Below are 19,412 nucleotides of genomic sequence, written 5' to 3'. Positions count from 1 at the left end.
CTCTAAGTTTCTTAGAGGCTTTTTTCATTCAATCTACTAGACACTCAAATCAATCTTTCTAGTTTCTGGCAAATACAGTAGCGCAAGAATTGCTGCGCACGCAAGGAAGGCTGTTGGATACCAAAGTCCCGCAATATCATTTCCCCATTTCTGATTTAACCAAGTCACAATCAATGGCAGTAAGCCACCTATCCAGCCTGCAGCTAGATTGTGTGGAAGGGTTGCCGCACTATTGCGTGTCCTAGCGGGAAATAGTTCTGCAAGCAGTGCGGTCTGTGGCCCCACTACCAAAGCCAGCGCAAGAGATAAACAGGTGAGTAATAGGCCAATCAACAGAACATTTTCTTGATGACTGAGCTGTAGATATTGCGAGCCCAAATACTGAAGTGCATGAAAGATCGGCAGAATAATTAATGCGCCTAGCAGAAGGCCGCTGACCACGATTGGTTTACGACCCACCTTATCTGATAGCCAGCCAGCAAAAACGGTCAAAGGTAAAAGGCAGAGGGTTGCGTAAAGACTCAGTTGATCAACTATTGCCGGCGCTAATTTAACGGATGTCTTTAAAAAGATCGCTGTGTAAACCTGAACGCAGAAAAAAAGAACGGCGCCTCCAGAAGAGATGCAGAAGAAGAGAAGAAACATTCTTTTGCGAGTATGGGGATCGCGAAAATTAGTGAGCAGAGGATTTGTAGCATTCTGATTGTTTTTGGAAAGCTCTAAAAATACTGGGGTTTCCTCAAGAGCCATGCGCGCTTTAAAGGCAATCATCAGTAATAAGATGGAAACCCAGAATGGTACGCGCCAGCCCCAACTTAGAAATTCTTCTGGTGATAAGTAGCTTCTAAGTAGGGCAATTTGTAGTGTTGAAAATAAAATGCCTAATGGCCCCATTAGCTGTAAAAAGCTTGTCTTAAATCCTCTGTGCTCATTGCCTGCATGTTCTGTAAGGTAGACAGCACTCCCACCAATCTCGCCACCCGCAGAAAGCCCTTGGAGTAAGCGCAGGCTAACCAGCAAGATAGGCGCCCAAATTCCCGCTTGTGCATAGGTAGGCAAAAAGCCTACGCTAACGGTTGCAATACCCATTAAAGCGATAGTGATCATAAATACAGGTTTGCGGCCGATACGATCGCCCATGGAGCCAAATAGCGCTGCTCCAACGGGTCTGACTACCATTCCAACCCCAAAGGTCGCTAAGCTCGCTAAAAGGGCTGTGTTGGGGTCTGTGGAGGGGAAGAATAGCGGTGCAAAAATGACAGCTAGAGTGGCAAAAGTCAAAAAGTCATACCACTCTAAAAAGGTGCCAAAGCAGGCTGCAATTGCTACTTTTTTGTAGGAATGAGAATTTTGTTTTTGCATTAAGTTATTGAATTTATTGAGTTTATTACTAAATACCAATTTATTTATTGCAGAGCAGCAAATACTTCTTGATTTGTCATTTTCATTCAGTTACAGTTTCATGGTGCAGTGCAATATTTAAGGCATCTTAAATCTCCTTAAATGCACTTAATTGACAGTTGTACCACTTAATTTCTGGAGAAATACATGAACCAAGATCAAATCACCGCTAAATTGTCCCAAATTAACAGCAAAGGCCTTGAGGCTACATTTTCTTTAAGCGAAGCTGCTTTGGAAAATGCTCAGAAATTGGCTGAGTTGAACTACGCTGCTTCTAAAGACGCATTGGTAAATACACAAGACAGCATTCAGCAAGTATTGACTGCAAAAGATCCAAAGCAAGTTACTGAAATCTTTACTGCCGATTCTTTGCAAGCTGCTGGCAATCAAGCTGTTGCTTACCAAAAGAAAGTAAGCAAAGTATTGCGTGATAGCAATAAAGAGTTCGTAAATGTTGTTGATGCAAGCATCGACCAATTACAAGATGGCTTCCAAGATTGGATCAACACAGTTGCTGCTAATGCACCTGCAGGTTCTGATACTTTCTTGTCTTCATTCAAAACTGTATACGGTAGTGCATTGCAAGGTTTTGAACAGTTCCGTGCTGCTAGCAAAGAAGCTTTTGCTACTGCAGAGAAAACTGCTGATCAAGCAATCGAAACTGTGCAAGGTCAAATTGCTCAAGTTAAAAAATCTGCTACTCCTGCATCACGTAGCCGCAAAGCTGCTTAATTTAGAGCTTATTCAGAACTAAATTTAGTAGTAAGTCTTAAGAAAAAACCCCGCTTAGTGCAAACTAGGCGGGGTTTTTGTTTATCTAGGTCTTTTAAAAATTCACTAAGACAGATAATGGGAATTATTCAAAGTCCGAAGATGATTCAATTAGTGGCGAAGCCAGGCTCTTACTGGGTTTGACGCCTAGTTCACGAACTTTTTCAGCAGAGCGAATGAGATTACCTTTGCCAGTTTTCAATTTATTAAATGCATCGTGATAGCTGGTTTGCGCTTGATCTAATCGTTGCCCAAGCTTTTCTAAATCATCTACAAAGCCAACAAATTTATCGTATAAATTGCCACACTGTTTTGCGATCTCTAATGCATTGCGGTTTTGATGATCTTGCCGCCAAAGGTGAGCAACGGTTCTGAGTGTTGCCATTAAAGTACTTGGGCAGACCAAAACAATATTCTTGGCTAAAGCTTCTTGATATAAGTTTGGGGCAGTTTTTAATGCCAGTAAGAATGCCGGCTCAATTGGCACAAACATTAAAACAAAGTCCACTGAACCCACTCCATAGAGGGAGCTATAGTTCTTTCCAGAAAGGCCTTGAATGTGTTGGCGCAGAGACTGAATGTGCGCAGCTAACTCTTGCTCGGCTGTTACAGGGTCGGTAGTTTCAGCATGTCTGGCATAGGCTGTAATAGATACTTTGCTATCAACCACCAGGCTTCTACCCTCAGGTAGCTTGATGACAACGTCTGGTTGTAGCCGTGAGCCATCGCTTTGCGTATGGCTATCTTGCACTAGGTACTCTTCGCCCTTGCGTAGGCCGGAGGATTCTAGGATTGATTCCAACACCAACTCACCCCAATTGCCTTGAACCTTGGAGTCACCCTTTAATGCTTGAGTTAAAGAGCGTGTTTCATCTGACATGCGCAGATTGAGATTGGCTAAGCGCTCAATTTCATTTTTCAGGGCATGACGCTCGCGAGCTTCATTGCCATAAGAGTTACTGACTTGCTCTTTAAATTCAGTGAGCTTAGTTTGCAAAGGCTTAAGAAGGGCATCTAAGCTTGCTGCATTTTGTTCGGTAAAGCGCTTGGATTTATCTTCCAAGATTTCATTGGCTAAATTTTTAAACTGATTTGTCAGCGCTTCTTTTGCTTCGTTGAGTGACTCAATTCTGCCTAAGCCCTGTTTACGCTCTGAATCTAACTCTGCCTCAAGACGAATTGCATTTTGCAATGCTTGATCACGTTCGATGCGAAGGTTTTGGGTTAGTGCAATCTCAGTCTGGGCCTGGAGCTCAACGCGAGCAAGGGCGGAACGTAGGTTAAGTGCATAAACTAAAAGGCCTGCACATAATCCTAATGGCAGGCCAAACAGTAGAAGAGAGCTTAAATCAAAACTCACAGCGTCAATAGTCTCTACAAAAAGAGTAATTAAGCTTTAACAAGCTTTTGGAGTTCGCCAGACTGAAACATTTCAGTCATGATGTCAGAACCACCAATAAATTCACCATTGATATAGAGCTGAGGAATGGTTGGCCAGTTTGCATATTCTTTGATGCCCTGACGAATGCCTGCGTCTTCTAAGACGTTTACGGTATGGAGTTTTTCAACGCCACTGGCGCGCAAGATATTGACAGCATTTCCGGAAAAGCCACATTGCGGAAACTGAGCAGTCCCCTTCATGAATAAAACAACAGGGTGGCTAGTAACGATTTCTTTTATTTGAGCTTGAGTGTCCATACATTCTTTCTAATAAATTTCTACTGCAGCGGTCTTATTACTATGACAGTTTTAAAAACAAGGTTTAGTTGATTTTAAGACTTAATGTGAAAAAAGGTTATTTGGCTTTATTTTCTGCCCGAGGCAACGCGGTAATGCCCACCCAAATCCACATGGGTTTGAATATCACGCAACCCTGCTAGCTTCATTAGGGATACGACTGCTTCTGATTGGTCAAAACCATGTTCTACCGCAATCAAGCCATTCAGGTTTAGGTATAGCTGGGCCCCGGAAATAATAGATTCTAGGCAAGTAAGTCCTGTGCCGTGATCAGTGAGGGCTGAAAGTGGCTCAAAACGTAAGTCCCCCTGTTTTAGATGTGAATCTTCCGAGGCAATATACGGTGGATTACTTAAGATGATGTCAAAAGAGGCGCCAGCCTCTAGAGCTTCATACCAGCTACCTTGAAAAAATTGCACACGATCGGCAATCTTTAATTGCTTAGCATTGGCTTTGGCTATCTCTAACGCTTCGATAGATTGATCCGTAGCAGTAACAATAGCTTGAGGGGCATCATTTGCAATCGCCAAGGCAATCGCACCAGAACCTGTGCCGAGATCGAGAATGCTTGTTGGCGTATTCAAGCGCTTAATTTCTTGCAGGCCAATTTCAACGAGAAGTTCTGTCTCTGGGCGCGGAATCAGAACGCCGGGGGCAACATAAAGTTCAATGTTGTGAAAACCTCTTTTACCTATAAGGTAGGCAACTGGCTCACCTTGCAGTCTCTTAGACTCAAGCCTTTTCCAGTCTTCAAGCGCTATGTCATGAAGCTCTAACTCATCACGTGATAGTAGGGCGGAGCGTGGAAGTTGGTAATGCTTTTCTAGAACATGCGCCATAAGCACTTTTGCATCAGCAGATGCAAGTGCTGTATCTCTCAATAGAGCGCGTAGGCTTAAATTTGCACTCACAGTTTCAGTGATCACTGATTGATGACTTAGTTATCACCAAGGGCAGCAAGCAATTCGGCTTGATGCTCGGAGGCAAGGGCGTTGCAAAGATCGTCTATATCGCCATCCATCATGGCATCAATCTTATACAGAGTGAGGTTGATGCGATGGTCGGTAATGCGACCTTGGGGGAAGTTATAAGTTCGGATACGATCGCTGCGGTCACCAGAGCCAATGAGAGATTTGCGGGTTTGCGCTTCGAGTTGATGCTTCTCGCGTTCGCGTGCATCCATGATGCGAGAAACCAATACTTTCATGGCTTGTTCACGATTGCGGTGTTGGCTGCGATCGTCTTGGCACTCCACTACTGTGCCAGTAGGTAAATGGGTGATACGTACCGCAGAGTCAGTTTTATTAATATGCTGTCCACCAGCACCTGAGGCGCGGAAAGTATCGATTCTTAATTCGGCTGGGTTGATCTTGACTGCCTCAAGTTCATCTGCCTCTGGCATTACGGCTACAGTACAAGCAGAGGTGTGAATACGACCTTGGGTTTCTGTTTGCGGAACACGTTGCACGCGATGTCCACCAGATTCAAACTTTAGGCGCGAGTAAACAGCTTGACCCACCAGGCGCAAGACTACTTCTTTATAGCCACCCAAATCAGATTCGGCAGCACTGACTACTTCTACTTTCCAGCCTTGACGTTCAGCAAAGCGCGTGTACATACGCAGAAGATCGCCTGCAAATAGCGCACTCTCATCGCCACCAGTGCCTGCCCGAATTTCTAAGAAAACGTTACGTTCATCATTCTCATCTTTAGGGAGCAAGAGCTTTTGGAGTGTGCCCTCAAGCGCTTCCATCGTCGCTAAAGCCTGCTTCTGCTCTTCATCCGCGAAATCTTTCATTTCCGGATCTTTGCGCATATCTTCTGCTGCTTGAGCATCTGCTTCAGCTTGCTTGTAGAGGCCGAATTGCTCAACTACTGTCGCAATATCAGAATGCTCGCGCGTGAGCTTCCGATAAGCATCCATGTCTTTGGTTGCTTCTTCGGAAGTTAAAAGGGAATTGAGTTCGGCTAAGCGCGTGTCTAGGTGGTCTAGCTTAGCCCGCATGCTGGGCTTCATCTAATGGTCTTCTGGCTTGGAATGCGAGGCGAATAATTTAGGTAACAACTTAATCAAGGCGTCACGCTCAGCGCCATTAGAGTGTTGCAGCGCATGGAGTGAGCCATGCAAAAATTTATTTGTGAGGCCTTGCGCCATCGCATTGAGAACTTCTTGTGGGTCATCACCGCGCATCAAGCGCTTCATTGCGCGCTCAAGCTCAAGCTGCCGCAAGCGTTCACCTTGCTGCTGAATATCCTGAATCAGCGGAACAGAATTGCGACCCTGCATCCAATGCATAAAGTTGCCAACACGGTCTTCGATGATCGCCTCGGCTTGACTTACTGCTGCTTGACGTAAATTGGCGCCAGTTTGAATCATGATCCCTAAGTCATCCACCGTGTATAGATAGATGTCATCTAAGCGAGAGATTTCTGGTTCAAAGTCTCTTGGTACTGCCAAATCAATCATCACCATCGGCTTGTGGCGGCGCTGTTTGAGCGCACTTTCTACCATGCCAAGGCCAATAATTGGAAGAGATGAGGCGGTGCTAGAAACAATAATGTCGAACTCGTGAAGGCGCCCAGGTAGCTCGGAGAGCTTGAAAGATTCAGCCTCTACATCTTGCGCAGAAATAGAGTCTGCTAATTCTTGCCCGCGCTCGATAGTGCGATTGGCGATCGCAACATTTTTAGGTTTACGTGCAACGAAATGTGTTGCGCATAAGGTGATCATGTCACCAGCACCAATAAACAAAATCTTTTGATCTGAAATTTTTTCAAAGATGCGTTCAGACAGTCGCACAGATGCTGCGGCCATTGAAATAGAGTGAGCGCCAATTTCAGTTGAGCCGCGCACTTCCTTGGCTACCGCAAATGTTTTCTGAAAGAGTTGATTGAGGTACGTTCCCAAAACACCAGCATCGTTTGCAGTACGTACTGCGTCTTTCATTTGCCCTAAGATTTGAGTCTCACCAATGACCATCGAGTCTAGACCGCATGCCACTCTGAAGGCGTGTCGAACTGCATCGGATTGTGGCAAAGAGTAAATATGAGGCTCAAGACTGCTAGGCGCAAGTTGTTGAGTTTTTGCTAGCCAATCAAAAGTTGCTTCATGCAAGATGCTTGCAGCATTGTCATCATTCGCAGCGCAATACAACTCGGTACGGTTACAGGTCGACAAAATAGTGGCTTCGGGCAGCCCAGCATGATTCGCGCCAACTAAGTGTTGGCGTAGATCGTGCAACGCTTCTTGAAGAAATTCGGGGTCAAAGGCGACCTTTTCCCGAATGGCGACCGGCGCTGTGTGATGATTGATGCCGAGTGTCAACAACTTCATAATGGCGATTATAGATTTGATGGCAGCATTAATGGGGGTATCAATGGGGTTTTTAGCTTTTCTGGTGATTGGGGGTATTTCTGGGGTCTCGGCCTGGATTTTTTATCCCGGACCCTCACAGGGCTTAAGGCCTGGGAAGATCCTTCTAGCCTTCTTGCTTGGCGTTACTGCAGCTGCTGGCAGCTCGTTTTTAGGGCAATACTGGGGATTTTTTCAGTCTGGGCAAATACTGGAGTGGGCCAGCGCTATTTTTGCCTCTTGTGCAGTAGCTTGTTTATTTACCGCTTTAGCTAAATAAGTCATTTTGAACACCTTCCACCCAACGGATGGGTGAGCTTTTGTGTTCCATAAGCCACTGATTAGTTCTGCTGAAGTGATTGCAGCTTGCTTTGGCGCCGGGCTCTAAAAAGGGCTTATCCGTTTTATAAACCCCCAAGCCTGATGGATGTGAGGATTGCAAAACTAATTGGTCTTGGCCGCCTTCGATCAAGGGCAGTTTGGATTGTGCGTGACCACCCCAGAGCATCCAAACTAAATGCGGCTTAGATTTAGAGAGCGCATTGATTAAATGATCAATCAAACTTTTCCACCCTAAATGGGTGTGACTGCCTGCTTCACCCAACTTAACGCTCAAGGCAGTATTGAGGAGAAGAACCCCCTGCTTGGCCCAGCCATACAGATCACCGCTGGGTAACTGACCAAAACCTTCTAGTGCAAGTGCTTTGCTGATGTTGCGAAGCGAACTGGGGAATTCTCGAGAGTTGATTGCAATTTCCGCGGGAATAGAAAATGCAAGTCCCTGGGCTAATCCTGGAGAGTGATAGGGGTCTTGACCCAAAATCACCACCTTAACGGAATCCACTGGAGTGAGTTTGAGGGCTTTAAAAAAGTTTTGTGGTTCTGGTCGAACGGCATCCAGATCTGAATTCAAAACAGTCTGCAAATTCTTTTCTAGCGATTGCCAATCTGCCGACTCAAAATAGTTTCCTAGTAGTGCACGCCAATCGCTAGGAATATCATCTTTTGAAAATAGTGCCTTCAATTTTGATCAGACATCTTTCTTTGGCGATAGTTCATATTGTTGGGGTATTTGGGTAGATTTCAGTGAGACCATACGCTCATGCTCAAGATCATCGCGATAAAAGGTGATGCGTGTTTGAGTGTTTTCAGAAAGACTACCTAAAACTCTATCCCAGCGCGCGCTGGTGACGCGTTGCCCATCAAGGCTAGCCAGGAGATCTCCTGCAGATAAGCCTGCTGCCTGGGCAATGCCGCCATCAAGTACATGAGTCACTTTTAGCCAGCCATTGGAATCTATGTGCCGCATTCCAAATTTCAACTTGAGTTTTTCTAGAGTTGATTGGTGTTTTGGTTTTACGGTAATGAGGTTTGATCCAATCCATTTTTGTAGTGGAATATCTTCAATGCCAAAAATGTAACGTGCTTTTATATCTGCCCAAATTTTGCTGAAACCTTCACCCAGTAATTCCGCTAACAAATTATCCAGCTCATCTTCTGCGAGGCCGTCTAGGGTGATGCCATGCTTACGCCACATGAGACGCATTAAATCATCTAGGGAAAGCTTGTTTTTAGAGAATGCGCGGATTTGCAAATCAAGACCAAGTGCCAGTAATGCGCCTTTACCGTAGTAGCTAACAACTGCATTAGGCGTGTTTTCATCTGCCTGGTAATACTTTGTCCAGGCGTCAAATGAGCTATCAGCAAGGCTTTGCTTTTGACGACCTGGGCCGCGCAAGATGCTATTCCAGTTGTCTGCAACGAGTCTTAGATAGGTTGTTAGGTCAATTCGTTTGCTGCGCAATAGTTGAAGGTCATCGTAATAACTGGTGAATCCCTCAAATATCCAGAGCAAGCGAGTGTGATTTCTCTTTGCGAGGTCGTAAGGTTGAAAAGCCTTTGGTTGAATACGTTTAACTAACCACGCGTGAAAATATTCATGACTGCACAGACCTAGAAATTCTCTGTAAGCAGACTCTTCAAAGGCAATATTTTCCTGGGGGATTTGATCGCGTCGGCAAAGTAATGCAGTGCTATTGCGATGTTCAAGACCGCCATAGCCATTCAGTACGGCATTAACTAAAAAGAGATATTCCCCAAATGGGGCGCGCTTGGTTTTGGGTTCAAATAGCTCAATAGTGCTACTGCAAATTGCTTGCAGATCATCTGCAAGGCGCTTGGAATCAATAATGTGATTGCACCCTTGGATAGCCATGCGATGGGATACGCCATGTGATTTCCAGTGCACTAGTTGAAACTCACCCATAGCAACAGGGTGATCAAGTAAATCATCATAATTTTTTGCGAGATAAAAACCAAATCCACGCTCATCAGTCTTTGCTGCTCTTAAAGTCGTTTGCACTGTCCAATGGTCAGCAAAAGCAGCCTCAGGCGCAGTGACGGCAAGAGAGCAAGGAACATGCTCTTGGCCTTTGACTGCAAGACATAGGCTGGTTGCATTGAAGAAGGCGCGCTCGGTATCGAGATAGGCCGCACGAACTGATGAATCAAATGCGTAAACAGTAGTCAGAATCTCAATAGGACCATCAGCTGGTGGCAAGCGCCAATGGTCATTATCAATCCGCTCTACCGCAAGTTTCTTTCTAGTGCCTGTCCCTGAGAATGCCTCAAGAGACTCTACATGTTTACTGAAATCTCGAATTAAATAACTACCCGGAATCCAAGCGGGCATTTGCAGGATCTGGCCGTTAGCGTCAGGATTGGCAATATGCAGCTTGATGCGAAAGCGATGACCATGGAGATCAGCCGGCCAGACCGTGTATTGGATTGCAGGTAAGTCGGCTTGATTCATCATAGTTATTTCAGTGAATTAAATTTCTTTTCAATGTCGGTAATTTGAACGGCACCAGGGAAGCGGCTTCCATCTGTAAAAAATAAAGTTGGTGTGCCTGTGACCCCATAGGTCTTTGCAAATGCCATATTTTTATCTAATGGTGTGCTGCAATCACTCTTTCCGCTTGGAGCGACGCCGTTAACCATCCAATCCATATAGGCCTTATAGGGATCAGCAGAACACCAAATTTGCTTTGATTTCTGTGCGGAGTCTGGCGATAGTATTGGAATCAGATAGGTATAGATGGTGACGTTGTCTAGTTGCTGTAGTGATTTTTCTAAGCGCTTACAGTAGCCGCAGTTGGGGTCAGAAAAAACAGCAAGCTGACGACTGCCGTTGCCGCGAACATTTTTGATGGCGTTAGCAGGGGTTAAATCACTCCATTTAATGCGATTTAAATCTGCCTGCCTTTGCTCGGTAACATTTTTACCAGTTGCAAGCTCAATGATTTCACCTTGAATCAAATATTTTCCAGAGCTATCCGTATAAAAAATATCATTGCCAACCAATACTTCATAGAGACCTGACACTGGTGCTGGTGAAACACTTTTCACCTTAGCGTTGGCGCCCAACTTCTTTTGAAGCTCAGTTTTTATTTGTTGTTCTGGTTGCGCATGAGCTGCTCCAGCACAAAGCAGTGCTGCACTCATAAAGGCAATCGCAGATAAGAATTTATTCAAAATCAATTTCTCCCAAAGCGCGTTCAATGAGGCGCTGTTTTATAAAATGGCTTTTGTTCACAAGACCTAGACCCCAGTTGCGGAGTTGTCGTTCTGTATTGCTGCTTGCAGAAAATAATTTCTTGAGTTTATCGGTAACCCACAACAGGGCGCTGGTGTCGCCTTGACGTTGTCGCTCATAGCGACGGAGTAATACGATGTCGCTTGGTGAGCGAAAGGATTCACGTTTACCCAAAATATTCAATAAGACAGCAACATCACGCAAGCCTAAATTAAGGCCTTGCCCCGCTAGTGGGTGCATCACGTGGGCTGCATCCCCAATTAGCACAACCTTTGGAGATGTTTCTGGTCCGATAAATCGTTTAGCTCGAATTTTTCGCAAAGGGTAAGCCGCTGGTATGGAGTTCAGACTGAGCTCGCCCAACTGTTTAAGAATGACACCATTCGCAATAGATGCAAATTGATCTAACCATTGCGCTTGATCGAGTTTTAATAACTCAGCTGCATGCTCTGTCGAGGTAGACCAAACCATCGAGACTTGTTTGCCTGGTAAGGGCAACATGGCAACGATATCGCCACCTGGCAAGAACCACTGAAAGGCAGTTTCTAGATGGGGATAGGCGCATAACCAATTAGCTACCACCGCGCTTTGAGAATAACTTTCTTCACTGGCACTGATTCCAAGCTCATTGCGAATAGGGGAGTTAGCACCATCAGCTGCAATCACAAGTTGTGCGCGAATACTGCCGCCATTTTTTAAATGCAAAGTACTTCCATCTGCATCTACATGAATTTTTTCTACAACATCACTGATACGCTCTAGTTTATTTTGAAAGCGAGATGCTTGATCAAGAGTGTGCTCAATTAAGTTGGACTCCCCAATCCAGGCAAGCTGAGGTGTTCCTGCTTCAAATGCCGAAAGGTGGAGTTGGTCATTTTTTTCGCCTCGATCACCATAAATGCGCATATCCCGGACTGGCTGCAGGCGACTGTGATCGATTGCGTCCCAAATTTGTAGATGGGCCAGCAATTTTTGAGTGCTTGGAGAAAAAGCATAGATTCGTTGTCCCCATTGGGTGCCTTGTGGGCTAGCAACGATTTGCCCTAAATCAGGAGCTATTTCAATAGTTTGCAGGCCCAATTGGGCTAGGCCGAGGGCGCAAGCCTTACCAGCAATGCCTCCGCCAACTACAACAACGTCTGCTGTACGCATTTGGGAGGGGTGGCCTGAGGATTTGGACAGGGAATTTAAGTGAACTTCTGACATAACTCGATGATATCGAAACCAGCCCCTTTACAATAACGTCATGTCTTTGAAATGTGGCATCGTCGGCCTGCCTAACGTCGGCAAATCTACCCTCTTTAATGCGCTTACCAAGGCTGGGATCGCAGCGGAAAACTATCCTTTCTGCACGATTGAGCCTAATGTGGGCGTTGTTGAGGTTCCTGACCCCCGTTTAGCCGCTTTGGCTGAGATCGTGAAGCCCGAGCGCATCCTGCCCGCAGCAGTCGAATTTGTCGATATTGCTGGTTTGGTAGCTGGCGCCTCAAAAGGTGAAGGTCTTGGCAATCAGTTTTTGGCCAATATCCGTGAAACAGACGCCATTACCCATGTGGTGCGGTGTTTCGAGGATCCAAACGTGATTCACGTTGCCGGAAAAATTGACCCCATCGCTGATATTGGTGTGATTGATACCGAGTTGGCGCTATCTGATTTGGCAACTGTAGAGAAAACTCTCAATCGTTCAAGTAAGGCAGCAAAGTCAGGTAATGACAAAGAAGCTGCTGCTTTAGTTGCTGTGCTGACTAAAGTTCAAACCCATCTAGATTCTGCTTTACCAGTGCGTAGCCTGAACTTAAGTGACGATGAAAAGTTGCTTATCAAGCCTTTGTGCTTAATTACGGCTAAGCCTGCGATGTATGTTGCGAATGTGAAAGAAGATGGCTTCTCAAACAATCCACACCTCGACGCTGTTAAACAACATGCTGCAAAAGAAAATGCGCCGGTCGTAGCGGTTTGTGCGGCAATTGAAGCAGAAATTGCTGACTTGGATGAAGCTGACAAGATTGAGTTCCTAGCTGATCTGGGGATGGAAGAGCCGGGCTTGGATCGCGTGATTCGTGCAGGTTATTCATTGCTCGGTTTGCAAACCTATTTCACCGCTGGTGTTAAAGAAGTTCGTGCCTGGACTATTCATCAGGGTGATACAGCGCCACAAGCTGCTGGTGTGATTCATACGGATTTTGAGCGCGGGTTTATTCGTGCCCAAACTATTTCTTATGATGACTTTGTTCAGTTCAAAGGTGAGGCGGGTGCCAAGGAAGCAGGCAAGATGCGCGCTGAAGGTAAGGAATACGTTGTGAAGGATGGAGACGTATTGAACTTCTTGTTTAACGTCTAAGAAGTTCTATTCCAGCCAAATAAAAAAGCCCTGAAAAGGGCTTTTTGCTTATGTGGCCGAATAGGCTGAGTTACTGATTAAACAGCTTTAACGGCCTTTTCTAAGCATTTAGAGATTTCTTCATAGCGCTTCAAGGCCATCTTAGTCGGCAAAACCTCTTTTTTACGACCATCCGCATTGGCCGCCATTTTGATGTAACCCATAGCACTCAGATTTTTCAGGCGACCATGTAATGTGGCCTGCGAGCCTAGGTCAGCAATGGAAATTAAATCGCCAACCAAAATAGCTTGCTTGGCATGCGCACAAGCAACAATCTTATCCAGCAGGCTTTCTTCTACGCAGTCCAGTTTCTTCCCTGGATTAATGCGATCAATAGCATCAATCAGATTAAGAAACTTGATGTAGGGCGAAGTTTTGAGAGTTGGCATTTGCGCTTGTGATTATTTGTTATTAGCTTTTGAGCTAACATGAGTGTATTCCCTAATCTTACTTTTAGCAATTGACCGACATCAATTAAAAGAATTAATCCATACTGAGTGCAATGTCTAAATTATTCACAATTTCTTCAGAGTGGTTTATTGGATGCGTCATTAGTGCGATGGCGTACACATTTCTTTTTTATTTCAATGGTTGGTTAACGAATAGCTTGGTATTTGGTTTGGGAGTCAATTGGATTTATCTTCCCGCTGGCTTGCGTTTATTTCTGACTTTGATTTTTGGTTTGCCTGGCGCCCTTGGAATTGCAGTCGCCTCTTTCCTCATTAGCTATTACGGTGACTTCCCGCATGAGTTAACGCTGTGCGTTGGCATCGGACTAATCTCCGGATTTGCTCCGTATTTAGCTCGATTTTTTGTATTTAGTAATCTACGACTTGAATCAGATCTAAGTAATCTCAATTTCCCAAAACTAATTGCCTGTATTTTGATGTATTCCCTGTTTTCAGCAGGCTTGCATCAATGGTGGTTTTCCACTATGACGCTGGAAGACGCTGGTAGCATCAATCACTTTGTCGTGATGTTTATAGGTGATGTATTAGGTTCTTTGCTACTAATCTCTTTGGTCAAATACTGCTTAGACCTCTTGAGAAAAGTTAGGCAAACAGCTCACTAAGAGCGGTGCCTGGGTCGGCGGCACGCATAAAGGCTTCACCCACCAAGAAGGCATTTACTTGATGTTCGCGCATGAGCTCAACATCGGCGCGACCCAATATCCCAGACTCTGTTACCAATGTTTTGCTACTCGGAACCATAGATAGCAGAGAGAGCGTAGTTTGCAGGGTTACCTCAAAAGTCTTGAGGTTTCGATTATTAATTCCAAGTAGCGGAGTTTTAAGTTCTAACGCTTGCTCCAACTCGGGAGCATTGTGTACCTCGACCAATACATCTAAACCTAGCTCATGCGCGCAGGCTTCCAACTCTTTCATTTGATTGAGCTCTAAGCAAGCTACGATTAATAGAATTGCATCTGCACCAATCGCGCGGGCTTCATAAACTTGATATGGATCTATGGTGAAGTCCTTGCGCAAAACGGGAATACTGCAAGCGGCACGAGCTTGCTGGAGGTAGTCGTTGCAGCCTTGAAAATAATCCACATCTGTCAGAACTGACAAACAAGCGGCGCCATGTTTTTCATAGGACTTGGCAATATCTGCTGGCACAAAGTTCTCGCGCAAGATTCCTTTGCTTGGGCTCGCCCTCTTAATTTCAGTGATCACACCAGCTTTACCAGCTGCAATTTTTCTCTCTATAGACTGGATAAAGCCTCTAGGCTTTAGAAATGCATCTAGATTATTCGCTTCAGCTTGCTCACGTTGATTGGCAAGTGACACTTTATTGAGGCAGTTGGCAACTTCAATCTTTTTGGTTGCAACAATTTTGTCGAGGATATCGCTCATGAATAGTGATTTATTTAGATTGTGTTGCTGCTACGAATGCGTCTAGCTTCTGACGTGCAGCACCTGATGCAATAGCGGCTTTAGCAAGTTCAACACCGCTAGCAATGTCTTTTGCCACGCCCGCAACGTAAAGCGTTGCACCTGCATTGAGGCAAACAATATCGCTTGCTGCGCCTGGCTTGCCATCGAGAACCTCAAGAACAATCTTCTTGGACTCTTCGGCATTTCCTACTTTGAAGCCATTGGTTGGGGCTGTATTTAGGCCAAAGTCTTTTGGATGAATTTCATATTCACGCACCACGCCATCTTTGAGCTCTCCAACCAGGGTGGGTCCCTCTAAAGAAATTTCATCAAGACCATCGCGTCCATAAACCACTAGTGCGTGCTCCATTCCTAATGCTTGCAATACGCGTGCCTGAATGCCTACGAGATCCGGGTGAAACACACCCATCAAGATACGCTTGGCATCTGCAGGGTTGGTGAGAGGGCCCAAGATATTAAAAATAGTTCGTACGCCGAGTGGCTTGCGAATAGGAACAACATTCTTCATTGCTGGATGATGGTTTGGGGCAAACATAAAGCCTGCGCCTACCGTTGAGATGCATTTGGCTACTTGATCGGCGGACAGAGCAAGATTAACGCCAAGCGCTTCTAAAACATCAGCGCTACCGGACTTGCTGCTCACACTACGGTTGCCGTGTTTAGCAATCTTTGCTCCTGCACCTGCTGCAACAAACATCGCTGCAGTCGAGATATTGAATGTGTGCGCGCCATCGCCGCCTGTGCCAACTACATCAACTAGGTGATTGCGGTCATCCACTTTTACAGAGGTTGCAAACTCACGCATGACTTGTGCAGCAGCAGCGATTTCACCAACGGTTTCTTTTTTGGTGCGCAGTGCAACCAATAATCCAGCAACCAACTCTGGCGACATCTCACCGCTCATGATGAGGCGCATCATGGCAGTCATCTCATCATGAAATAGTTCGCGGTGTTCAATGCAGCGTTGTAAGGCTTCTTGCGGAGTGATTGGCATAGCGCTGTAATTAAGGTTGCTTATTTGTTTTGTAAAAAATTCTTGAGCAGGGCATGGCCATGCTCAGAAAGAATTGACTCTGGATGAAACTGCACACCTTCAACCGCAAGCTCCTTGTGGCGTACACCCATAATCTCCCCATCGGACGATGTTGCGGTTACTTCTAACATCGCAGGCAGGGAACTTTTCTCGATAGCGAGAGAGTGATAACGAGTCACCTTAAATGGATCGGGTAAATTTTTAAATACACCCACACCAGTGTGATGAATGCTATCGGTCTTACCGTGCATCACCTTTTGGGCGCGAATGACTTTACCGCCAAACGCTTCACCAATCGCTTGATGACCTAAGCAAACTCCAAGAATCGGAATTTCTCCGGCATAGCGCTTGATAGTTTCAACTGAGATGCCTGCTTCAGCTGGGCTACATGGCCCAGGTGAGATGCAGATGCGTGCAGGATTGAGCTTAGCAATATCCTCAACCGTAATTTCATCATTGCGAAATACTTTTACTTCTTCACCCAGTTCCGCAAAATACTGAACAAGGTTATAGGTAAACGAATCATAGTTATCAATCATTAGGAGCATCAAGTCCTCCTTGTACTAAATCTGCTGCAGTCAATACTGCACGTGCTTTTGCTTCCGTTTCTTTCCACTCGGCAGTTGGGTCAGAGTCGGCTACGACACCAGCGCCTGCCTGAGAGTGCAGCATGCCATCGCGGATAACGCCCGTACGAATAGCAATGGCTACATCCATATCTCCGGAGAAGGATAGATAGCCAACCGCACCACCGTATACGCCGCGCTTCACGATTTCCATCTCATCAATGATTTCCATTGCCCGAATTTTTGGTGCCCCTGACAAGGTGCCTGCTGGGAAGGTGGCTCGCAATACATCCATATTGCTCATATTGTCTAAAAGATCGCCTTCTACAGAGCTCACAATATGTTGAACATGTGAGTACTTCTCGATCGACATAGAGTCAGTCACCTTCACTGAACCTGTTTTGGCGATACGTCCCACGTCATTGCGAGCTAAATCAATCAGCATGACGTGTTCTGCGATTTCTTTAGGATCTGCCAAGAGCTCTTTGGCAAGGCGCTCATCTTCCTCGGGGTTTGCTCCGCGAGGGCGTGTGCCAGCCAGCGGACGTATGGTCACAATCTTCTCGGCAGCACGTTTTTCTTGGCGCACCAAGATTTCGGGAGATGATCCAACGATTTGCATATCCCCAAAGTCGTAGAAATACATATATGGGGATGGATTGAGTGAGCGTAGGGCTCTATAGAGTGCTAATGGTGAATCTGTAAAGGGTTTGCTAATACGCTGACCAATGACAACCTGCATGCAATCACCGGCCAAAATATATTCTTTAGTTTTAAGGACTGCATTTTCAAAATCGGCAGCCTTAAATTTACGAATGAGTTCTGTTTTGGTGCTTGGTAAAGATGCTGGCATATTTGCTGGCTTGCCAAGACAAGTCATTAATTCTTTTAAGCGTCCCTGAGCTTTTTCAAAGCTATCAGTAATGCTTGGATCTGCATAAACGATGAAGTAAATTTTTCCAGCAACGTTATCAATCACTGCTAACTCTTCTGTCAACATGAGTTGAATATCAGGCACCCCTAATTCATCCGGAAGTTGATGCTTAGCTAGGCGTGACTCAATGTAACGCACTGTGTCATAACCAAAGTAACCTGCTAAGCCACCACAAAAACGTGGCATATCGGCTTGTAGTGCAACCTTAAAGCGTTTGAAATAAGTATCTACAAAGTCGAGTGGATTGTCGGTATTACTTTCAACAACTTTTCCATCTGTAACCACTTCATTGATCGGCGCAGTAGGCGTGCCAACAGTTCTGACGATTGTCTTGGCAGGCAGGCCAATAAAGGAGAAGCGGCCGAAGCGTTCACCACCTAAAACAGACTCCAATAGGTAGGTATTTTTCTTGCCAAACGCTTGGCTGAGTTTGACGTAAAGCGACAATGGAGTTTCAAGATCTGCCAATACCTCCTTAATGAGAGGAATGCGATTGAAACCCTGTTTTGCTAGGGCATTAAATTCTTCGCGTTGCATTAGGATATTCCTGACTTTCCTAATTCAGTGCGCATTGCATCAATCACTTGTGCATAATTTTCTTTACCGTAAATTGCTGAGCCTGCCACAAATGTATCGGCACCCGCTTTCGCTACTTCGGCAATATTGTCGACCTTAATGCCGCCATCCACCTCAAGACGAATGTGTCGGCCAGTCTCTGCTTGGTAGCGATCGAGGCGCGCACGAACTTGAGAAATTTTATTGAGAGTGCTTGGTATAAATGATTGACCACCGAATCCTGGATTAACTGACATCAGCAATACCAGGTCAATGAGTTCCAATGTGTGATCAAGATGATCTAGTGGGGTTGCTGGATTAAACACAAGACCTGCTTGGCAACCTTGATCACGAATGAGATTCAGTGTGCGATTAACATGCGGACTTGCTTCGGGATGAAAGCTAATGAGATTGGCACCCGCTTTAGCAAAGTCAGGAACAATGCGATCCACTGGTTCAATCATTAAGTGAACATCGATCACAGCTGGCTTGCCATCTTTGGTTACATGCGGACGAATAGCCTCACAAACCAAGGGGCCAATAGTCAGATTAGGCACATAGTGGTTATCCATCACATCAAAGTGAATCCAATCAGCGCCCGCCACTAAAACGTCTTGTACTTCCTTGCCCAGACAGGCGAAGTCAGCAGACAAAATCGATGGGGCAATAACAAATTGACTATTTGAGGATGATTTTTGGCTTTCCATCCCTAGATTCTAGCTTGCAGTTGACCTTAGGATGGAGCAGAATTCGACCATGAATCCCCACGAAATCAGCATTACGGTCAAAGCCCAGTATCTTCCTGAGCAATCTGACCCGGATAACCGCCAATTTGCCTTTGCTTATACCGTCACCATACGAAATACGGGTACGGCCAGCATTCAGCTAATTGCACGCCATTGGTTTATTACTGATGGGGATAACGATGTCCAGGAGGTCCGGGGATTGGGGGTTGTAGGCCAACAGCCACTTTTGCGCTCGGGGGAGCATTTTGAATACACCAGTTGGGCTACTTTGCCCACCCCTGCGGGGACCATGCGTGGGGAGTATTTCTGCGTAACTGAGGAGGCTCAGTTCTTTCAGGCCCCCATTCCTGAGTTCGCCCTAGTCATGCCGCGTACCTTGCACTAGCTTAGGGCAAGGACGCAGAAGGGCTATTTTTTGCCTTTGCCCGTCCAGAGAACAATAAA

At 45.6% G+C, this 19,412-nt stretch carries 21 protein-coding genes; 5 read left to right on the top strand and 16 right to left on the bottom strand.

The window, feature by feature from the left end; all coding sequences use genetic code 11:
* Window positions 1-36: 36 nt before the first annotated feature.
* Entirely contained in the window at window positions 37-1,362 is a 1,326-nt protein-coding gene (locus ICN19_RS04015; RefSeq protein WP_216245866.1) for an MFS transporter, read from the bottom strand.
* Between the two features lie 186 nt (window positions 1,363-1,548).
* Here ICN19_RS04015 and ICN19_RS04010 point away from each other — a divergent pair, with 186 nt between their 5' ends.
* Window positions 1,549-2,133: a phasin family protein gene (locus tag ICN19_RS04010; protein ID WP_216213367.1), complete on the top strand. Its 585-nt coding sequence runs from the start codon at window positions 1,549-1,551 to the stop codon at window positions 2,131-2,133.
* 124 nt (window positions 2,134-2,257) lie between these two features.
* On the opposite strand, the gene ICN19_RS04005 is transcribed toward ICN19_RS04010, so the two are convergent.
* From ICN19_RS04005 to hemA, 5 genes are all read right to left on the bottom strand, one after another.
* Window positions 2,258-3,532 (bottom strand): DNA recombination protein RmuC, encoded by a 1,275-nt coding sequence (locus tag ICN19_RS04005; RefSeq protein ID WP_216245865.1) that lies wholly within the window; start codon window positions 3,530-3,532, stop codon window positions 2,258-2,260.
* 29 nt (window positions 3,533-3,561) lie between these two features.
* The gene (grxD, locus tag ICN19_RS04000; protein WP_068320233.1) at window positions 3,562-3,870 is read right to left on the bottom strand and encodes a Grx4 family monothiol glutaredoxin; all 309 of its coding nucleotides are present in this window, start codon (window positions 3,868-3,870) and stop codon (window positions 3,562-3,564) included.
* Between the two features lie 107 nt (window positions 3,871-3,977).
* On the bottom strand, window positions 3,978-4,835 hold the full coding sequence (gene prmC / locus ICN19_RS03995; protein WP_370625128.1) for a peptide chain release factor N(5)-glutamine methyltransferase: 858 nt from the start codon (window positions 4,833-4,835) through the stop codon (window positions 3,978-3,980).
* Between the two features lie 11 nt (window positions 4,836-4,846).
* Window positions 4,847-5,926, bottom strand: a complete 1,080-nt coding sequence (gene prfA / locus ICN19_RS03990; RefSeq protein WP_068320237.1) for a peptide chain release factor 1 — start codon at window positions 5,924-5,926, stop codon at window positions 4,847-4,849.
* Window positions 5,927-7,243 (bottom strand): glutamyl-tRNA reductase, encoded by a 1,317-nt coding sequence (gene hemA / locus ICN19_RS03985; RefSeq protein ID WP_216245864.1) that lies wholly within the window; start codon window positions 7,241-7,243, stop codon window positions 5,927-5,929.
* A gap of 1 nt (window position 7,244) precedes the next feature.
* On the opposite strand from hemA, the gene ICN19_RS03980 reads away from it, so the two are divergent.
* Window positions 7,245-7,541, top strand: a complete 297-nt coding sequence (locus ICN19_RS03980; protein WP_255536924.1) for a hypothetical protein — start codon at window positions 7,245-7,247, stop codon at window positions 7,539-7,541.
* Here the strand turns inward: ICN19_RS03980 and ICN19_RS03975 are convergent.
* From ICN19_RS03975 to ICN19_RS03960, 4 genes are read right to left on the bottom strand one after another with little or no spacing between them, the layout of a single operon-like run.
* Window positions 7,530-8,285 (bottom strand): uracil-DNA glycosylase, encoded by a 756-nt coding sequence (locus ICN19_RS03975; protein ID WP_216245863.1) that lies wholly within the window; start codon window positions 8,283-8,285, stop codon window positions 7,530-7,532. The two genes, ICN19_RS03980 and ICN19_RS03975, sit on opposite strands and share 12 nt — an antisense overlap.
* Before the next feature lie 6 nt (window positions 8,286-8,291).
* On the bottom strand, window positions 8,292-10,076 hold the full coding sequence (locus tag ICN19_RS03970) for a M61 family metallopeptidase (RefSeq protein ID WP_255536923.1): 1,785 nt from the start codon (window positions 10,074-10,076) through the stop codon (window positions 8,292-8,294).
* 2 nt (window positions 10,077-10,078) lie between these two features.
* A complete protein-coding gene (locus ICN19_RS03965) occupies window positions 10,079-10,795 on the bottom strand; it encodes a DsbC family protein (protein ID WP_216245862.1) in 717 nt (238 codons plus the stop codon).
* Window positions 10,788-12,062 (bottom strand): FAD-dependent monooxygenase, encoded by a 1,275-nt coding sequence (locus ICN19_RS03960; RefSeq protein ID WP_216245861.1) that lies wholly within the window; start codon window positions 12,060-12,062, stop codon window positions 10,788-10,790. Before ICN19_RS03960 ends, ICN19_RS03965 begins: the two co-directional genes overlap by 8 nt.
* Before the next feature lie 40 nt (window positions 12,063-12,102).
* Here ICN19_RS03960 and ychF point away from each other — a divergent pair, with 40 nt between their 5' ends.
* Window positions 12,103-13,197, top strand: a complete 1,095-nt coding sequence (ychF, locus tag ICN19_RS03955; RefSeq protein ID WP_216245860.1) for a redox-regulated ATPase YchF — start codon at window positions 12,103-12,105, stop codon at window positions 13,195-13,197.
* A gap of 77 nt (window positions 13,198-13,274) precedes the next feature.
* Here ychF and ICN19_RS03950 read toward each other — a convergent pair whose 3' ends face one another.
* Window positions 13,275-13,625: a hypothetical protein gene (locus tag ICN19_RS03950; RefSeq protein ID WP_216245859.1), complete on the bottom strand. Its 351-nt coding sequence runs from the start codon at window positions 13,623-13,625 to the stop codon at window positions 13,275-13,277.
* Between the two features lie 113 nt (window positions 13,626-13,738).
* Between ICN19_RS03950 and ICN19_RS03945 the strand changes: the two genes are divergently transcribed.
* Complete coding sequence (locus ICN19_RS03945) at window positions 13,739-14,308, top strand: hypothetical protein (RefSeq protein WP_216245858.1); 570 nt, start codon at window positions 13,739-13,741, stop codon at window positions 14,306-14,308.
* On the opposite strand, the gene trpC is transcribed toward ICN19_RS03945, so the two are convergent.
* Genes trpC through rpe form a run of 5 tightly spaced genes read right to left on the bottom strand, consistent with a single transcriptional unit; the run spans window position 14,289 to window position 18,929 of the window.
* Window positions 14,289-15,092: an indole-3-glycerol phosphate synthase TrpC gene (trpC, locus tag ICN19_RS03940; protein WP_216245857.1), complete on the bottom strand. Its 804-nt coding sequence runs from the start codon at window positions 15,090-15,092 to the stop codon at window positions 14,289-14,291. The genes ICN19_RS03945 and trpC overlap by 20 nt on opposite strands.
* Before the next feature lie 10 nt (window positions 15,093-15,102).
* Window positions 15,103-16,128 (bottom strand): anthranilate phosphoribosyltransferase, encoded by a 1,026-nt coding sequence (gene trpD, locus ICN19_RS03935; protein ID WP_216245856.1) that lies wholly within the window; start codon window positions 16,126-16,128, stop codon window positions 15,103-15,105.
* 20 nt (window positions 16,129-16,148) lie between these two features.
* On the bottom strand, window positions 16,149-16,715 hold the full coding sequence (locus ICN19_RS03930) for an aminodeoxychorismate/anthranilate synthase component II (protein ID WP_216245855.1): 567 nt from the start codon (window positions 16,713-16,715) through the stop codon (window positions 16,149-16,151).
* Window positions 16,699-18,204 (bottom strand): anthranilate synthase component I, encoded by a 1,506-nt coding sequence (gene trpE, locus ICN19_RS03925; protein ID WP_216245854.1) that lies wholly within the window; start codon window positions 18,202-18,204, stop codon window positions 16,699-16,701. Before trpE ends, ICN19_RS03930 begins: the two co-directional genes overlap by 17 nt.
* Window positions 18,204-18,929: a ribulose-phosphate 3-epimerase gene (rpe, locus tag ICN19_RS03920; RefSeq protein ID WP_216245853.1), complete on the bottom strand. Its 726-nt coding sequence runs from the start codon at window positions 18,927-18,929 to the stop codon at window positions 18,204-18,206. The genes trpE and rpe overlap by 1 nt, the downstream gene beginning before the upstream one ends.
* 49 nt (window positions 18,930-18,978) lie before the next feature.
* On the opposite strand from rpe, the gene apaG reads away from it, so the two are divergent.
* Window positions 18,979-19,353, top strand: a complete 375-nt coding sequence (gene apaG, locus ICN19_RS03915; RefSeq protein ID WP_068320265.1) for a Co2+/Mg2+ efflux protein ApaG — start codon at window positions 18,979-18,981, stop codon at window positions 19,351-19,353.
* The last annotated feature ends 59 nt before the right edge of the window (window positions 19,354-19,412 follow it).

Origin of the sequence: Polynucleobacter sp. AP-Capit-er-40B-B4, assembly GCF_018882245.1 — a bacterium.
Lineage (GTDB): Bacteria > Pseudomonadota > Gammaproteobacteria > Burkholderiales > Burkholderiaceae > Polynucleobacter.
The sequence above is the reverse complement of the archived record's forward strand: the minus strand, read 5'-3'. Positions and strand labels throughout refer to the sequence as shown.